This is a genomic window from Pseudomonas sp. PAMC25584, from assembly GCF_058135675.1.
Genome location: NZ_CM176870.1, coordinates 814665 through 830091, shown reverse-complemented (window position 1 = coordinate 830091; position 15427 = coordinate 814665). Strand labels below are relative to the sequence as shown.

At 58.8% G+C, this 15427-nt stretch carries 18 protein-coding genes; 10 read left to right on the top strand and 8 right to left on the bottom strand.

Features of this window, described 5'->3' with window-relative positions; all coding sequences use genetic code 11:
• Nucleotides 1–143 precede the first annotated feature (143 nt).
• The 5 genes from ACS5Q8_RS03685 to ACS5Q8_RS03665 all read right to left on the bottom strand — a co-directional run bounded on the left by ACS5Q8_RS03685 (nt 144) and on the right by ACS5Q8_RS03665 (nt 5801).
• Entirely contained in the window at nt 144–581 is a 438-nt protein-coding gene (locus ACS5Q8_RS03685) for an Lrp/AsnC family transcriptional regulator (protein ID WP_465159844.1), read from the bottom strand.
• A gap of 22 nt (nt 582–603) precedes the next feature.
• Nucleotides 604–1983, bottom strand: coding sequence for a threonine synthase (thrC, locus tag ACS5Q8_RS03680; RefSeq protein WP_465159843.1), 1380 nt, complete (start codon nt 1981–1983; stop codon nt 604–606).
• 16 nt (nt 1984–1999) lie between these two features.
• Nucleotides 2000–2890: a LysR substrate-binding domain-containing protein gene (locus ACS5Q8_RS03675; RefSeq protein ID WP_276196428.1), complete on the bottom strand. Its 891-nt coding sequence runs from the start codon at nt 2888–2890 to the stop codon at nt 2000–2002.
• Nucleotides 2891–2941: 51 nt separating this feature from the next.
• Complete coding sequence (locus tag ACS5Q8_RS03670) at nt 2942–4372, bottom strand: amino acid permease (RefSeq protein WP_276196427.1); 1431 nt, start codon at nt 4370–4372, stop codon at nt 2942–2944.
• A gap of 151 nt (nt 4373–4523) precedes the next feature.
• Entirely contained in the window at nt 4524–5801 is a 1278-nt protein-coding gene (locus ACS5Q8_RS03665) for a cystathionine gamma-synthase family protein (protein ID WP_276196426.1), read from the bottom strand.
• Between the two features lie 560 nt (nt 5802–6361).
• On the opposite strand from ACS5Q8_RS03665, the gene ACS5Q8_RS03660 reads away from it, so the two are divergent.
• From ACS5Q8_RS03660 to ACS5Q8_RS03630, 7 genes are all read left to right on the top strand, one after another.
• Nucleotides 6362–7288 (top strand): sigma 54-interacting transcriptional regulator, encoded by a 927-nt coding sequence (locus tag ACS5Q8_RS03660; protein WP_276196425.1) that lies wholly within the window; start codon nt 6362–6364, stop codon nt 7286–7288.
• 177 nt (nt 7289–7465) lie between these two features.
• Nucleotides 7466–7669 carry a hypothetical protein gene (locus tag ACS5Q8_RS03655; protein ID WP_276196424.1) on the top strand — a complete coding sequence of 68 codons (204 nt, stop codon included), beginning with the start codon at nt 7466–7468 and terminating at the stop codon, nt 7667–7669.
• A 122-nt stretch (nt 7670–7791) separates the two neighbouring features.
• Nucleotides 7792–8154, top strand: coding sequence for a hypothetical protein (locus ACS5Q8_RS03650; protein WP_465159842.1), 363 nt, complete (start codon nt 7792–7794; stop codon nt 8152–8154).
• A gap of 6 nt (nt 8155–8160) precedes the next feature.
• A complete protein-coding gene (gene sctJ / locus ACS5Q8_RS03645; RefSeq protein ID WP_276196422.1) occupies nt 8161–8967 on the top strand; it encodes a type III secretion system inner membrane ring lipoprotein SctJ in 807 nt (268 codons plus the stop codon).
• Nucleotides 8951–9517, top strand: coding sequence for a type III secretion protein (locus ACS5Q8_RS03640; protein WP_276196421.1), 567 nt, complete (start codon nt 8951–8953; stop codon nt 9515–9517). The genes sctJ and ACS5Q8_RS03640 overlap by 17 nt, the downstream gene beginning before the upstream one ends.
• A 2-nt stretch (nt 9518–9519) precedes the next feature.
• On the top strand, nt 9520–10116 hold the full coding sequence (sctL, locus tag ACS5Q8_RS03635) for a type III secretion system stator protein SctL (RefSeq protein ID WP_276196420.1): 597 nt from the start codon (nt 9520–9522) through the stop codon (nt 10114–10116).
• A gap of 86 nt (nt 10117–10202) precedes the next feature.
• Complete coding sequence (locus tag ACS5Q8_RS03630) at nt 10203–10421, top strand: hypothetical protein (RefSeq protein WP_276196419.1); 219 nt, start codon at nt 10203–10205, stop codon at nt 10419–10421.
• Nucleotides 10422–10563: 142 nt separating this feature from the next.
• On the opposite strand, the gene ACS5Q8_RS03625 is transcribed toward ACS5Q8_RS03630, so the two are convergent.
• A complete protein-coding gene (locus ACS5Q8_RS03625) occupies nt 10564–10764 on the bottom strand; it encodes a hypothetical protein (protein ID WP_276196418.1) in 201 nt (66 codons plus the stop codon).
• Nucleotides 10765–10829: 65 nt separating this feature from the next.
• On the opposite strand from ACS5Q8_RS03625, the gene sctC reads away from it, so the two are divergent.
• The 3 genes from sctC to ACS5Q8_RS03610 are packed head-to-tail and all read left to right on the top strand — an operon-like array spanning nt 10830 to nt 13539.
• Nucleotides 10830–12971, top strand: coding sequence for a type III secretion system outer membrane ring subunit SctC (gene sctC, locus ACS5Q8_RS03620; protein WP_465159841.1), 2142 nt, complete (start codon nt 10830–10832; stop codon nt 12969–12971).
• Nucleotides 12968–13171 carry an HrpT family type III secretion system protein gene (hrpT, locus tag ACS5Q8_RS03615; RefSeq protein WP_247406568.1) on the top strand — a complete coding sequence of 68 codons (204 nt, stop codon included), beginning with the start codon at nt 12968–12970 and terminating at the stop codon, nt 13169–13171. The genes sctC and hrpT overlap by 4 nt, the downstream gene beginning before the upstream one ends.
• Nucleotides 13168–13539: a transcriptional regulator gene (locus tag ACS5Q8_RS03610; protein ID WP_465159840.1), complete on the top strand. Its 372-nt coding sequence runs from the start codon at nt 13168–13170 to the stop codon at nt 13537–13539. Before hrpT ends, ACS5Q8_RS03610 begins: the two co-directional genes overlap by 4 nt.
• Here the strand turns inward: ACS5Q8_RS03610 and sctU are convergent, their stop codons facing one another.
• Both sctU and sctT read right to left on the bottom strand, forming a co-directional pair.
• Complete coding sequence (gene sctU, locus ACS5Q8_RS03605) at nt 13540–14637, bottom strand: type III secretion system export apparatus subunit SctU (RefSeq protein ID WP_465159839.1); 1098 nt, start codon at nt 14635–14637, stop codon at nt 13540–13542.
• On the bottom strand, nt 14634–15422 hold the full coding sequence (gene sctT / locus ACS5Q8_RS03600) for a type III secretion system export apparatus subunit SctT (protein ID WP_276196413.1): 789 nt from the start codon (nt 15420–15422) through the stop codon (nt 14634–14636). The genes sctU and sctT overlap by 4 nt, the downstream gene beginning before the upstream one ends.
• Nucleotides 15423–15427: the final 5 nt, after the last annotated feature.

Sequence of the window (15427 nt, the reverse complement as noted above, 5' to 3'; positions counted from 1 at the left end):
TTGGCACTAGATTAGGCACACGCCCTCGGCAGTGAAATATGCCAATTTGCTCTATTTCATGGGCGTTTTGACCAGTGCCTGGGCAAAGCGTCCGGGCATAAAAAAAGCCAACCGAGGTTGACTTTTTCACAGCAAAAAACCGGCTAGACGACAGACGATAAAACGAATGAAGTCACCGTATTTTCCACTCCCGGCAGCGCGGAGATTTCATTCCAGACCTTATGCACTCGCTCCGGGCTCGCAGCGCCGACGCGCAGCATCAGGTCGAACTCGCCGCTCATGACATCGCACGCGATGACTTCCGGTATTGCCCGCAAGGCCTGCAGCACATCCGCGCCGCGCATGCGGTCATAGCGATAGACAAAAATCACCGCATTGATGCTCGAAGAGGCTTGTCGCCCCTCCCCCGTGCGCAGCGTATAACCCTGTATCGCACCGTCGCGCTCGAGCCGTTCGATCCGTTGGCGCACGGCATTGCGCGACAGATTGACCTTGGTCGCCAGCTCGGCGTGGGCCGCCCGGGCATTGAGCCGCAGCTCGGCGATGATACGTTCATCGAGCGGGTCCAGAATGCGCTTCACTTGACCTCCTGTGGCAACGCCGTCACAGCGCGCCGAGCAGCTGATGGATGGTGTCGAGGTCGTCCGGTTGAATCCGGTAATGCTGTGCCGGTCCCGGCTCCGCGAGCGGGCTGTGTGGCGCCGGCGCGCCGATCCCCAGTTCGCCGAGCAGCACGGCTGATTTGGCCGGTGAAATTTCCCCCAGGGTGACCATCGGCGCGACCAGGCTGCGCCGGTACAGTCGAGCTGCCAGGACGCCGGTGGCGGTGTGAGGATCAATGACGTAACCGGTGTCACGGTACAGCGAGGTCATTTCCTGAAGGGTTTCGTCATCGCTGACCGCGTAGGAGTCGATGATCATCCGCGCCTGCAACCAGCACTCGTTGGCGATGGTCATCTCGCCGCTGGATTCGAACGCGGCCATCAGCGCGCTCACCGCCTGATCGTCATGCCCGTAGAGCTCCCAGAGGAAACGTTCAAGGTTGGAAAAAATCGACAGGTCCATGGCCGGCGACAGCGTCTTGTTGGTTCGCAACCTGGAGTAGTGGTTCTTCAGAAACAACTGATGCAATGCGTCGTTCTGATTGGTCGCAACGATCATCTGGGTGATCGGCAGGCCCATTTTCTGCGCAATGTAACCGGCATAGACCTCGGCAAAACTCGCGGCGGGCACGCTGAAACCAATCAGACGCTGAGCGCCTCCCAGTTGCAGCACGGCGTGGAAATAGAACACCAGTTGCGCCAACACACTGACCCAGTTGCTGGAGTTGAAACTGACTGCCTCATGCTGCGTGCATGGCCACTGCCGGAACAGCCGGTTCACGATGGTCTGGCACTCATCGAAGCTACCGTTGACCGCGAACGTGTGGACATTCGGGTGAGCCACCGCCTGCAGATGCTGCAACTGATTCTGTGGTACGCCGGACGCCGGATAGAACACCACCACGACGGTGTCGTTACAGTGCTTGAACGCCTCGATGGCCGCCAGCCCGGTATCACCGTTGGTAGCGCCGAGCACCACCGCGCGTCGCCGGCGTTTGTGCAGAAAATACTGCACCAACTGCGCCTGCAACTGGGCGGCAAAATCCTTCGAGGAACGGGTAGGCCCGTGGAACAGCTCCAGCACCCACTCGTTGCGGTCGACCTGATGCAAGGGCGCCACGGAGCGATGGCTGAAGCGGCGGCTCGCCTCTTTAAGCATGCGCTTGAGATCCACGTCAGGGATGGCCCCACCCACAAACGGACTCATGACCCGAAAGGCCAGTTCGTCATACGGCAAGATCGACCAATTGGCCATGTCCTGGGGTTCGAACAGCGGCAACTCGAAGGGCACGAACAGTCCGCCGTCCTCGGCAATGCCGGATAACACGACCTTTTCGAAATCGACCTGGATGGCCGAACTTCGTGTACTCACATAGTGCATGGTTGACCCCGGCCATTCATTTGTAACGATGTGCCTGCTCGACCAGCCAGGTAGAAAACATGACCGCGTCGGGATGCTGGTCGGCCCCCGAACCGCGTACCAGATAAAACGATTCGCTGGCTTCGATGCGCTGGGCGAAGGGTTCAACCAGACGCCCGTCCTGGAGCATCTCGTCGACCATCGAGGAGCGGGCCAGGGCAATCCCCTGCCCCAACTCGGCCATGCGCAAGGTGCAGATCAGCGTGTCGAACTGCATGCCGGTCGACGAATCGACGGTGTCCGCTCCGACCATGTTCAACCAGTAACCCCAGCCCTCTTCGTAACCCAGAACATGTAGCAACGGATGCTGGGCCACGTCGGCCGCGACCTTCAGCGGCGAGCGCGCCATCAGGGCGGGCGAGCAGACCGGAAACAAGGTGTCCCAGGTCAGCCGTTGCGAGACCAGGCCGGGCCATTGACCATGACCCCAGCGAATTTCCATATCGTCTTCGCCATCCAGCTCCTTGACCCAAATGTTGCTGATATAGCGGATGTAGACATGGGGATGGGCCTGACGAAAGTCGACCAGTTTGGGCGCCAGCCAATGGACGAAAAACGCCAGGCTGCCACGCACCTTGATCGGCCGGCGTTTGTGCTGGCCAAAAATCTCGTTGGTCCCCACCGCCAGCCGAGTGATCGCATCCTGCACCACCGGCAGATAGGCTTGGCCTTCCTCGGTCAGCCCCAAGCCACGGGGCAAGCGCTTGAACAGCGCCACCCCCAGATGGCTTTCCAATTGGCGGATCTGCTGGCTGACCGCGCCCTGGGTCAAAAACAGTTCCTCGGCGGCGTGGGTAAAGTTCAGACAGCGGGCAGACACCTCGAATGCCCGCAGCCAGTTCAATGGGGGTAACGGCTTTTGCTTCATGGTCTGGACCTCATTGACGCCCCCCGCACCGAGCACGCTTGCCCACCCTGTCTAGAATGCATCGGACGGTTGTGCCAAGGGGGCAAGCGACAAGCGTCGCTCGCGGCTCTTGCGGGTAATGTAATACACGAAGTAGCACCAGGCGATGAATGGCAAACCGAAGTACAGCGCCACCCGCTGCTCGGGGTCGAAAGCGATCCCGACGCAGGCCAGGCTGCAGCAGACCAGCGCTCCCAGAGGCACCCACGGATAACCCCGGACGCGGAACTTGAGGTCGCGGACATCACCGCCATTGGCCACATAGTGACGGCGGAATGCGATCTGGCTCGCGGCGATGCTCATCCACACCACCACGACCGCCAGCCCGGAAATCGACACCAGCGCCAGGTAGACGGTGTCAGCGGCAAACACGCTGCTGAGCAACGAGGCACCGCCGCCGAACATGCTCAATACGATGGCATTCAACGGCGTCCCCATGCGGGTCAGGTTAGAGAACTGCTTAGGCAGGTGGCCCTGGTCGCTTAAGGTCCAGAGCATCCGCGAGGCCGCGTACAACCCGGAGTTGGCCGCAGACAACAGCGCCGTGATGATCACGAAGTTCATGATGTCGGCGGAGTAAGGAATGCCGATGTAGGTGAACACCGTGACAAACGGGCTCTCCACCAAACCGGCCTGCTCGCGGGGCAACAGCGTCGCCAGGACGAAGATGGTGCCGACGAAAAAGATCGCCAGACGCAACACGGTCGTGCGAATGGCCCGCGGCACATTGCGCTGAGGGTCCTTGGTTTCACCGGCAGCGATACCGATCAACTCCGTACCGGAGAAGGCGAAGGACACCGCCAACAGGGTCATGGCAATCGACATGAAACCGGTGGGGAACAAGCCCTCGCGGGTGAAGTTACCCAGGCCAGTGCTGTGCGCCTGATCGATATGCAACAGGCCGAGAATCGCCCCGCCGCCGATGATCAGGAACACCACCACCGTCACTACTTTGATCAAGGACAACCAGAACTCGGTCTCGGCAAACAAACGCACCGAGATCACGTTGGTCAGGAACACCACGCCAGCGAACAGCGCACTCCAGATCCACACCGGCGTGTCCGGGAACCAGCGCACCATGAGGATACCGGCGGCGGTGAATTCCGAGCCGATGGCCACGGTCCACGTCAGCCAATACAGCCAGGCCACGGTGTAGCCGGTACCCGGGCCGAGAAAGCGCGTAGCGTAGGTGCTGAAGGAGCCGGTTTCCGGCATCTGCACCGCCAACTCGCCCAGGCACATCATGACCATGTAGACCATGAGTGCGCCGATGATGTAAGCAATGACCGCACCTAACGGACCGGCCTGGTTAACGGTGTATCCGGACGTGAGAAACAGCCCGGTACCAATCACGCCGCCCAATGCCAACATGACAATATGGCGCGTCTGCATTTCCTGTTTGAAACCGGCACGCGGGTTGAGTTGTTGCTCTTCTATGGACATGGTTGTTCTCATGAAAGGTGGCAAGGCACGCCTTAACGTCTGCGTAGAGTTACGGGGCAGAGTCAAAAAATGTCGCCACTGGGTTTTATTATTATTCCGCTTCATGAACGCCTCACTGACGGCCCTGTCGTGAGGGAGTAACGTTAAAACTTCAACTGGCTACCTCAGTGCACGGTTCATTGATTGAGGGCTGATTGCTTGCTGGTAGCTGTTCATCCCGTGAATGCCTGACAAAGGCAAACGCCTGCTGCAGATCGTCGAGCAAATCATCGGTGTCTTCGATGCCGACGGAGACGCGTACCAGCCCTTCGGAGATCCCCAGGGCCAGACGTTCCTCCAGCGTGTTTTCCACATGGCTGGTGGTCCGAGCCGGGCCGTAAATGGTTTCCACCGCACCCAGATTGCCCGCGCAGTGAGCAAAGCGCAGGCGCGGCAACAGCACCTTGACCGTGTCCATGCCACCGACCAGGACAAAACTGACGATGGCGCCGAAACCGGACATTTGCGCACACGCCACGGCGTGGTTCGGATGGCGGGGCAAGCCGGGATAATTCACCGACGCCACCAACGGTTCGGTGCAAAGGAACTCTGCCAGGGCGCGGGCACTGTGTTGCTGCTGACGCAGACGCAGCACCAGGGTTTTCATGCCGCGGATGATCATGTAGGCCGAGAAGGGATCGAGCGTCGCACCGTTGATTTCGCGGTAATGACGCACCTTTTCCATCAACGATTCGCTGCCACATACCAGGCCACCGAGCACATCGCCATGGCCACTGAGGAACTTGGTCGCGCTGTGGATGACCACGTCCACGCCCAGCGCCAGCGGGTTTTGATTCAGCGGCGTGGCGAAGGTGTTGTCCGCTACCACCACGGCACCGACGCGCTTGGCCGCAGCCACCAGACGCTGGATATCGAGGATTTTCAGGGTCGGGTTGGTCGGTGTTTCCAGGTACACCAACTGGCAGCCTTTGGCGATTTCACGCTCGATCTCCTCGTGATCGAACGTCTCGCACAAGCTCACCGCCACGCCCATGCGCGGCAGGAACTCTTCGAAAATCTTGTTGGTGCCGCCATAGCTGTCCTTAGTGGACACCACACGATTGCCGTGGGCCAGGAAGGTGTAAAGCACACTGCTGATCGCCGCCATGCCACTGCTGAAGGCCACGGCGGACTCGGCATTTTCCAACTCGCGGATTTTTGCTTCGAGGGTCTCGACCGTCGGGTTGCTCATGCGGCTGTAGATAAAGCCCGGAGCCTTGCCCAGAGCAACGTCGTACCAGACGTCGATGTCGTCGTAACCGTAAGCGGCACTGACCACGATAGGTGTTTGAGTGGCATTGTAGGGGTGCCTGACTTGCTCCCCTGCCCAGACCGCTCGGGTCCCCGCTCCGGCATTTTCAAGCCTTGCGCTGTCAGGTTTATTGTTCATTAAGACGGCTCGCACTGAGTGTGGTGAATGGTGAGTCATTAACCGGATCTGGCGGCCAATATATTGAAAAGCCGTGCGCCCGAGAAACGATGTTATCGGTGCCAAAGGGCTGTTTTTTTTAATGGCTATCAATGTGCGGAGTGAGGAGGGCCAGCCCGGGTGAGTTTTTGTGCAGGTAGAGGGCTGTCTAGCCGGTTCATTTAACGTGCAAACGTTGATTGCGGTAGAAGCCGCGCTATAAAGGGCGATGCATCAATAGATGCGAAACATCGCCACACATTATAAAACAACAAGAATTTTAGAACACAGACCGCAACATATCTGCACACCCATCAAACTTCCCAACTATTCTTCATCACTCTAAGATTTATCTTACGCTAACAACGGGCAACTACCCCAAGCAGCCCTTGCAACTTTAAAGTTCTTGCGATTCAAATACCCGACCGCCTCTACTGCTCAAGCAGCGCATCATGACAACACTAAGGTTTCCTGTTTAACTGCGTGCCGGCCCATAGGTTAATAGCCCTCCTGAAGTGGCAACAGTATCGGAGCACAACACTATGTCGACGCTCTGCGAAAACGCTCCTATAACGGACATGGCGTTTAGCGATTGCCCGGTCATCGAAATGACGGTCAACAACACGGCCGTTCTCGATATCGACATTCTGCTATTGGGAGAAACCGGCACAGGTAAAGATACGTTGGCGCAACGCATACACCACCTGTCCCGTCGCAAAGGAAACTTCGTTGCAGTTAACTGTGCAGCCATCCCGGAAACCCTTGCCGAAAGCCAATTGTTCGGCGTCAACAGCGGCGCCTATACGGGCGCCATGCAATCGCGGGCGGGGTTTGTCGAAGCCGCCCATCTGGGCACCCTCTACCTCGACGAAATCGACAGCATGCCGCTGTCACTGCAAGCCAAGCTGTTACGTGTATTGGAGTCGCGCGGGGTCGAACGCCTGGGTTCCACACGATTTATCCCGGTAGACATGCGTGTAATCGCATCGGCCCAGCAAGCCTTGCACGACATGGTCGAGCAAGGCACCTTCCGACGCGACCTCTACTTTCGCCTGAATGTCGTCAATATCCACCTTCCGGCCTTGCGGGATCGACGAGAGCGGATTATTCCCTTGTTCCTGAGCATGATTGAGCAAGAGGCCGAGCACTTCCGGCTCGCCGCACCTTCGCCTCCCGGCAAGCAGTTATTACAACAACTGCTGTGCCATCCATGGAAAGGCAACGTGCGCGAGCTGCGCTCGACGGCCAAGCGTTTCGTATTGGGCCTGCCACCGCTCTCAGCAGCGGTAATAAACCGACATGACCTTGAAATGAACCTAAAGACGCGATTACAACAAATGGAGAAATCGCTGATTGAAGAGTCGCTTCGTCAACACGACCACTGTGTGGACAGTGTGGCAATAGCGTTAGGCGTCGCCAAGCGAACGCTCTACCACCGAATAAAGCATTTGGGAATATCACTAAGCTGAGACCCCACGCCCCGACTGTACGCAATTACATTTTTTGAAACATACCCTCCCGCAACACATGGAACGCATGAACCACTTGAGCCACATACGTTATGGAACAGCGATATAGGTATGCAACCGCGTCTTTTATATATCGCTGACTCTAGTGAGACTAACGTTAAGTACGGAGAAAAAAACATGACTATCGGTTCGATTGGCTCGTATTCTGGCGCCTCCTATGCTGGCGCTAACGGTGGCGACATGTCTGCTGAACAAGCAGATGCGGGTATAGATGCTGCAGAAGCAAAGAAGCGCAAAGACGGCGTAAAAAACGCTTTTAGAGCGGCAGAGAACGCTAATACCAGCGGTATTAAAGCAGCCTCTGACATGCTCCGTCTGTAATAGCTGAACCTTTGCTGGCCTTCCCGACAGGCTATGCCGGGAAGGTCACACCGCCACGAGCGTTGTCAGCAACAACCCTAAACACGCTCATCTTCTAACCCTTATCTAACAGGGGCAACATGATGATAGGAAGCATCCGCTCGACTGAAACCCATCAACTCCCTGGCGCCTCCGGAACACTGGAGGCATCTACCTCGGCCACCGATGTAAACTTTTTCAACTCAACGCTCACGCCTTCCTCACTCCCGAGTACGGCGATCAATCATGCGATGCCACAGAACATGCTTTCCGAGGCCGCAGGCAAGCTGAATTCCGTGACTGAGCGTATGACCAAAAGCCTGCGTGCATTGAGCAGCAAGAACAAACTGGAGGAGGCGCGAAAATATCCAGGCCAACTTTCCGATGCACTCCTGCTGACGCATATGTTATCGAAGAGCGTCGGTAAAACCGCGCAGTGCATCGATAAAATCAGCAACTTGCAGTAGGCCAAGATGACTCGCCCGCTGCTAATCCTCGTCATCCTGTCGCTCTCATTCTTGCTCAATGCCTGCAGTGACCGTGTCGAACTTCATCGCCAGTTAACCGAACAGGAGGCCAATGAGGTCGTTGCGGAACTGGCGGACAAACATATCCGCGCTACCAAAGTTCCCGCGAAAGATGGCGTTGTCGTGGTGGTCAACGCCACCGATATCGGCCGCGCCGTGCGAACCCTGGAGGCCGCCGGCCTCCCTCGGGTCGCGCGCGCGACGTTGGGCGACACCTTTCGCAAAGAAGGCGTTATCTCTACGCCGCTTGAAGAGCGCGCACGCTACATCTATGCCTTGTCCCAAGAGCTGGAAACCACGTTATCGAACATCGATGGGGTCATCGTGGCTCGCGTACACGTGGTGCTGCCCGAACGCGTCGCTCCGGGAGAACCCGTACAACCCGCATCCGCCTCGGTGTTCATCAAACACGACCCCCGACTCGACCCCGACAACATCAGGGCCCGTGTGCGCAGGATGGTTGCGAGCAGTATCCCGGGGATGACCGCAGCGGTGGAAAACCCGCAAAAACTGACTGTCGTCTTCGTGCCTGCAACCGCCTATTTGGAGCAGCAAAAACTGGCTTACTTCGGGCCTTTCCTGGTGCCAGGAGATGACATCGGTTTTTGGCGGGCCAGCGTGATATTCGCATTGATCGCCTTGGCGCTGATGGTTGCGGGGGGCGTGTTCTGGCATAGACGCACACAACGAGCCGCACACGCGCTGCCGGACGGCCCATCCCTGGATGCGCCTGTCCATGCACGCAATGAGTAATCTCTCATGGGCCCAATGGTGGTCCACGCCTTGGTTGTGTGCCCACGAAGACTGGAAAACCCTCGATCAACACGCCGCGCTAACTGAGCTGCATCGCAGCCGGCAGGTCGTCGCGGGCACACCTTATGGCGTGGCCCCTTGCCTGCCGCCAATGCCCGATCCCGCACTCCTGCAACTGGCACTCGCCTCAGCGAATCAACTCGACCTGGGGCTCGCACTGATTGACGGCATCTGCCGTCCCGCCTATGCAACAGCACTCGATGACAACCATCGGCAGTGGTGCAACAGACTGTCCAAGGCCCTGCCCCTGGATATGGTGCAGCCCGACAATGACCCGCTGCAATTGCTCCGCGCCTGGGTCACGCCGGCCACCTGGCAGCGCGTCAGGTTGCGCTTTCCTCGCCGGCGTATTTTGGATCTGGAAGAAAAGGCGCTTTCGCTCGGTGACTCCCATAGCCGCCTCGACACCCTTTGGCATGCCGTGGTGTGGCGTATTGGCGCGATGAACAGGAACGGCAGTGCTGCGGCCTCAGAGGGGCACGGAGATTAACGATGTTATGTCGATATAAAATCAACTCGCCAGGGGGCGCGCCGCCCCTGCCGGGGAGCATGATCTCTTGCGAAACACTGGCGAGCTACACACAGGCCAGCAGTGTGGTGGATCAGGCAAAGGCCGAGGCCAGGCAATTGCTGAAGGCCGCACACGCCCAGCGTGAAGAGCTGCTCGAAAAAGCCAGCCTGCAAGTATGGCAACGTGCCAACGCGCAACTCAAACGCTGGGAAATCGAGCGTCAGGCCTTGTGTGACAACCTTGAACGATACGCCACCGCCATCGCCAACCAGGCCATTCACCTGCTGCTTGAAGACACCCCCGCCCCCCAACGCATGGCGGCCCTGATCAAGCAGTTGCTGGCGAGCCATGTGCCAGCGGTCAAGGCCGCATTGGTTTGCCATCCGCTCGAATTGGAGGCGGTGCGGGCCTGCCTGGCCAACCGCGGCAGTACGCACTGGACACTGCGCGCCGACAATACGATCAAACCGCAATCGCTCATATTGAATACCGAAGAGGGGGACTTTCGGATCGACTGGACGTCCTTGGTCAACCTCTTCCTGAAGCCTGACGACAGCCATTCAAACGATGGGCTTTAAACACACTTAATGAAATATAAATGGCCAGCCATGGAACCAATTCGACATACAAACCAACAAGGAGGACATCCCAACGGAGTAATTCCATGAACTATTACGACGGTTATACCCATCGGCTTCTAAACGACGCACGGGTGGTTAAAAGAGACCTCAACCAAGCAGTAGAAAGCAATTCCGGGGCGGACGAAGACATGGCGTTTTTTTTCGATCTCGTCGCCAAGCATCGAACCTCCGAATACGTCTTCAATGAACACACCCGCGTCAAACATATGCTCCTGAAGTCCGGCCTGGACAGCGGACAGTAAATTGAACGCGCTGCTGGCCGAGTGCTTGAGACGTGGCACTGGAGAGTTAAGGTTATTCGAAAACAATGACGAAATTGTCCTGCGTCATTGTTCGAACAGCCTGTTGCTAAGTGTTCAGCTGACCCCACTTCGCCCAGACAAATCACTGCTGATGACCTGGCTGCGAGTGGGCGAGGTCAGCCTGGATCACTTTCAGGGCGCTCTCGCTCAGGCGCCAGCCAGCGGTGCGCTCTGGCTGCTGCATTGCCTGCATGACAGGCACGACGAACAGCGACTGCAGCGCTGTCTCGAGTCCCTGCTCAACCAACGCGATACCTGGCGCGCCACCGTCGCGCGCCTTCACAGAGCGGCGCCTCAACGCAACCCCACCTCCCTACGTTCGTTGCTGTACTAATCAGAGAAGCCTCTATGCACAACAAGAACCACAAGCGCGACAGCTTGCGCATTGACCCGCCTGAAACTTCATCCAGACGCGCCGATTGGCGGTGCCTGATCGCCCTGACCTGCTTGCTGGCCCCGGCGCAATACGCCCTCGCCGCCATCCCCGCAGAATGGAAGAACACGGCATACGCCTATGAAGCCCAGTACAAGCCACTGCGTGAAGTCCTCGAGGATTTTGCCCAGACATTTGGCACCCAACTTCAGATCGAGGGCCTGCTGGAGGGCAACGTCAATGGCAAGATACGCGCCAATACCCCGCAGTCGCTGCTCGACAGGCTCGGCGTAGAGCACCGCTTCCAGTGGTATCTCTACAACAACACCCTGCACATCAGCACCCTTGATCAGCAGGAGTCCGCACGCCTGGAGGTGTCGTCCGAAACCATTGCCGACCTCAAGCAAGCACTGACCGATATCGGCCTGCTCGACAGTCGTTTTGGCTGGGGTGAATTGCCGGAGGACGGCGTCGTCCTGGTCTCCGGTCCCCGGCGCTATATCGAACAGATCAAGCAGTTCAGCAGCCAGCGCCGCTCCCCGGACGAAAAGCAGAGCGTGTTGAACTACCCGCTCAAGTTCGCCAATGCCGCAGACCGCCAAATTGAATACCGCAACGAAAGAATCACCCTCCCAGGCGTCGCCACCATGCTGCGCGGGCTGCTGGACCCGCGTAATCCCACGATGCTCACCGGCATGGCTCAACGCTCCGCAGCGCAGTCCCAGCCCGCGCCGCTGGCGCCTGCGTTCCCGCGTCTGAGCAACCCGCTGCTGGGGCAAATGCTCGGCACCCCCGCGCCCACCGGGCCGGTGGACGCCGGCATATCGGTGACTTCCCGGGCGCCGGTCAACCCCAGCCGAATCCGCGTCGAGGCCGACGTGCGCAACAACGCGGTTCTGATTTATGACCTGCCGGAGCGTCAGGGGATGTACCGCGACCTGATCAGTCAGCTCGATGTGGCGCGCAAGCTGGTGGAAATCGACGCAATCATCCTCGACATCGAACGCTCGCAATTAAGCGAATTCGGCGTCAACTGGGGGTTTCAAAACAGTCGCTTCCGGGGCGCCGTCAACATGGCACCCGGCACCTCATCACAATTGTCGATCGAAAATCGCGAGCGCTTTTACGCCGACGTGCGCGCCCTGGAAGCTCGCGGGCTGGCAACCATGGTCTCCAACCCGTCGGTGCTCACCCTGGAAAACCAACCGGCGGTGATTGATTTCAACCGCACCCAATACCTGACGGCCGGCAGCGAAAACGCGACCATCTTGCCCATCACCGTCGGCACCAGCTTCCAGGTCGTGCCCCGTGTCATCACCAGCCGCGGCGGCCATCAGATCCATCTGGCGGTGGATATCGAAGACGGTAACTTCGACGAGTCCAACCCCGAACGCTTCGGCCCCGATGTGCGTCGAGGCAAGATCAGCACCCAGGCCGTCATGGCGGAAAAACGCTCACTGGTGGTGGGTGGCTTCCATGTGACGAATAGTGCGGACAGGCAAAACAAGATCCCCTTGCTGGGCGATATTCCGTTGCTCGGCAAAGCGCTGTTCTCCTCGACGGAACGCCAGAACAACCGGCGCGAACGGTTGTTCATTCTCACCCCGCGCGTGATCGGCGATCAGTCCGACCCATCACGGTATTTGCCTCAAGCTGACCAAAGCGAGTTGCAAGCCGCGCTAAAACCCCTGGCACGACGCATGGAGCCGCATCAGCCGGTGATCAACCGCAACGAAATCACCAGCACCCTGGCGCATCTGGTCAGCGGCCAAGTGCCCAAGGCCTTCAAGGCCGCAGCGATGCCGCTGGCGTTGAATACGTTGTGTACCCCTCGCGAGCTGTTGGCGCTCAATAGCGAGCGCAGCCAGTGGTACACCGGCCCGCAGTTCAACGTGGCCGTCGTGGTGCTGCGCAACCAGTACAAGCGCAATGTGCGCATCGATGAAAAGGAATGCAGCAACAGCCAGACCCTTGCGGTCACCGTTTGGCCGCGCGCCTGGCTCAAGCCGGGTGAAGAAGCCGAAGTGTTTATCGCCATGCGCCCCGTGGTGAAGGATGAACACCTGAGTGTGCCGCGCCCATCCCTGCTCACGCCAACCCGGAAGACCACGCCATGAACCCAAGACTGTTGTGCGCCACCCTGATGACTGCCGTGTTGTTCATCAGCGGTTGCACCCCGACCTGCAAAGGGGACTCCTGCTCACGCCCACAATCGACCAGCGATAAGATGGTGATCTGGTGGCCGCCACAGATGCGCGTCGAACCCGGCCCGTCCGGGGAGCGTTCGGACTATCAAACGGTGTCACTGGAGCGATGAACGCCGGGAGGGTGCCTGACGATGAGCGGCATCGGCGGGCATTCTTCGATAGCCTGGTGAGCGGCGATGCCGCTCACCTGCCGTTGTGCCTAGGCATCTCCCTGCACACACAGCCTGCCAACGCCCGCCCGGGGTTGGCCTTGAAAATCACCCAGGCAGCCTTGCAAACCGGGCAACTGCAACGCGTGCTGGAGCGCCGCTTCGATCAGGCAATGGCGTTTGACGGCTGTTATATCTACCTCGATACCCAGGGCGCACTGACCATCTGGCACGCCCTGCCCGCCCAGCGTGAGGCCGTGGAGCAAATCCTCAGCCGGTTGCTGTCGCTGGCCAACCTTGAAGCCTTGGATGGGTTCGCCAGCCGCTGATCAGCGCTGCTCCAACTCCGGCAACTCGAGGGTTTCACGCTTGGCCTCATCGTCAAGCTCGCGCAAGGTCCGGTAGATCAACGCCACGGCATGCAAGGTCTCGCGAGGAATGCTCGCCCCCAGTTTTTCCTCGTACAGCGTGCGCGCCAGCCACACGCACTGAATCACCGGGACATCGGCAGCCTTGGCTCGATCAATCAACTTGCGCGCATTTGCGTCCGTGCCCTTGGCCACCAGTTTGGGCAGCGGTGTGTTGCCAGGGCGGTAATACAACGCGACGGCAAAGTGCGTCGGGTTGACCACCAGCATGTCGGACTCTTCCAGCTTGGGCAGCTTGACCTTGGGTTCTTCCTGGGCCAACTGATAGGCCAACGAGCGTCGTTGGCCCTTGACGTGGGGGTCGCCCTCCATGTCTTTGTACTCTTTGACGACCTCGACCTGGGTCATGCGCATGCGCTTGGCAAAAAAGTACTTCTGCAACGTCAGGTCGATCAGCGCCAGCACCAGCAGCAGCCCCAGGCACGCATGCAACAAATATCGAAAGAGTGCGATCAGCGCCAGGATGTAGGTTTGCAGGTCGCTGTTGGCAAGATTAATCAAGGCGCTCAGTGAAGGGCGAATCACCACGTAGAGGATCAAGCCCAGGAGCAATGACTTGCCGATGCCCATCAACAAGTTCATCAGGGACTGGGCGGAGAACATCTGCTTGAGCTGGGTCAGCGGGTTCACACGATTGAAGTCCAGCTTCAGGGACTCGGGGGCGAACAGCAGCCCGAACTGCATCCAGCTGCTGATCAACTTCACCCCGATCGCGACCCCGACCATCATCAGGCCGAAGGAGAAAAACACCACCAACGCCTCCGTCAGCACCTCTTCCAGGGCACGCACAAACGGTTGCCCGATTCGCGCTATCGGCAGCTCCATCATCTGCTGGAAGCGCTGCATGCTGGTGTCGGCCGTGAACAAAGCGATCTCGCTCAAGGCCGTCAGCACCAGCAACTTGGCCACGTCCTGGCTCTGGGCGACCTGGCCTTTCTTGCGCTGGTCACGCAGTTTCTTGGCACTGGCGGGGTGTTTTTTTTCCCCCGAGTCACTCATGCCCAAGGCCCCTTGAACAGCAGGCCCAGGAAGTGCTTGAGGTCACCGAGCAGCGCCATGCGCCCGACGATCAAGTCCTGCAGCAGCGCGAAATACAGCAGCAAAATACCAATGCCGGCCAGGCACTTGATCGGCGGGGCCAGCGTACTCACCTGCAGTTGCGGGCTGTAGATCCCCAGTAGCGCGACGCCGAACTCGAGCAACAGCAGCACGGCGATAAAGGGCGCGGCGTACAGCATCATGTGGGTGAAGGTGTCGCCGACCAGTTCGACAAACACACTGAAGCCATTGGCCGCCGGCAACGGAAACCACACCGTAGGCGGCCAGATCAGGTAGCTGTCCCAGATCACCTGGGTCAGCGATCCCAGGCCCAGGCTGACCATCAATAAAAAAATCGCCAGTTGCTTGAACAGATGCCCTATCGGCGTAGCGTCGGGACCCAGCGATGGGTTGAGCTGGCCACCGGCCAATGCCCCCCGCTGGTTATCCAGCAGCGCCCCGACCGACTCGAACATCCAGAACGGCATCGATAGCAACACGCCCAGCAAAAAACCGAGGATCGCCTCCTTAAGCACCAGCGCGCCCAACATCATCGCGGAGAGCTCCTGGCCCGCCAGCGCCGCATGAATACCCGGCGCCGGCATCAACGCCATGACCATCACCACGGCGTGCCTGGGCATGCCGCGAATGTGCTGGAAACAGAACGCCGCGACGAGAAAAGCGCAGGGGTAAATGCGAGCCATGCCAATCAGCAGGCTCGGCATAAAATCAAGATAGAGCAGCATGGGCA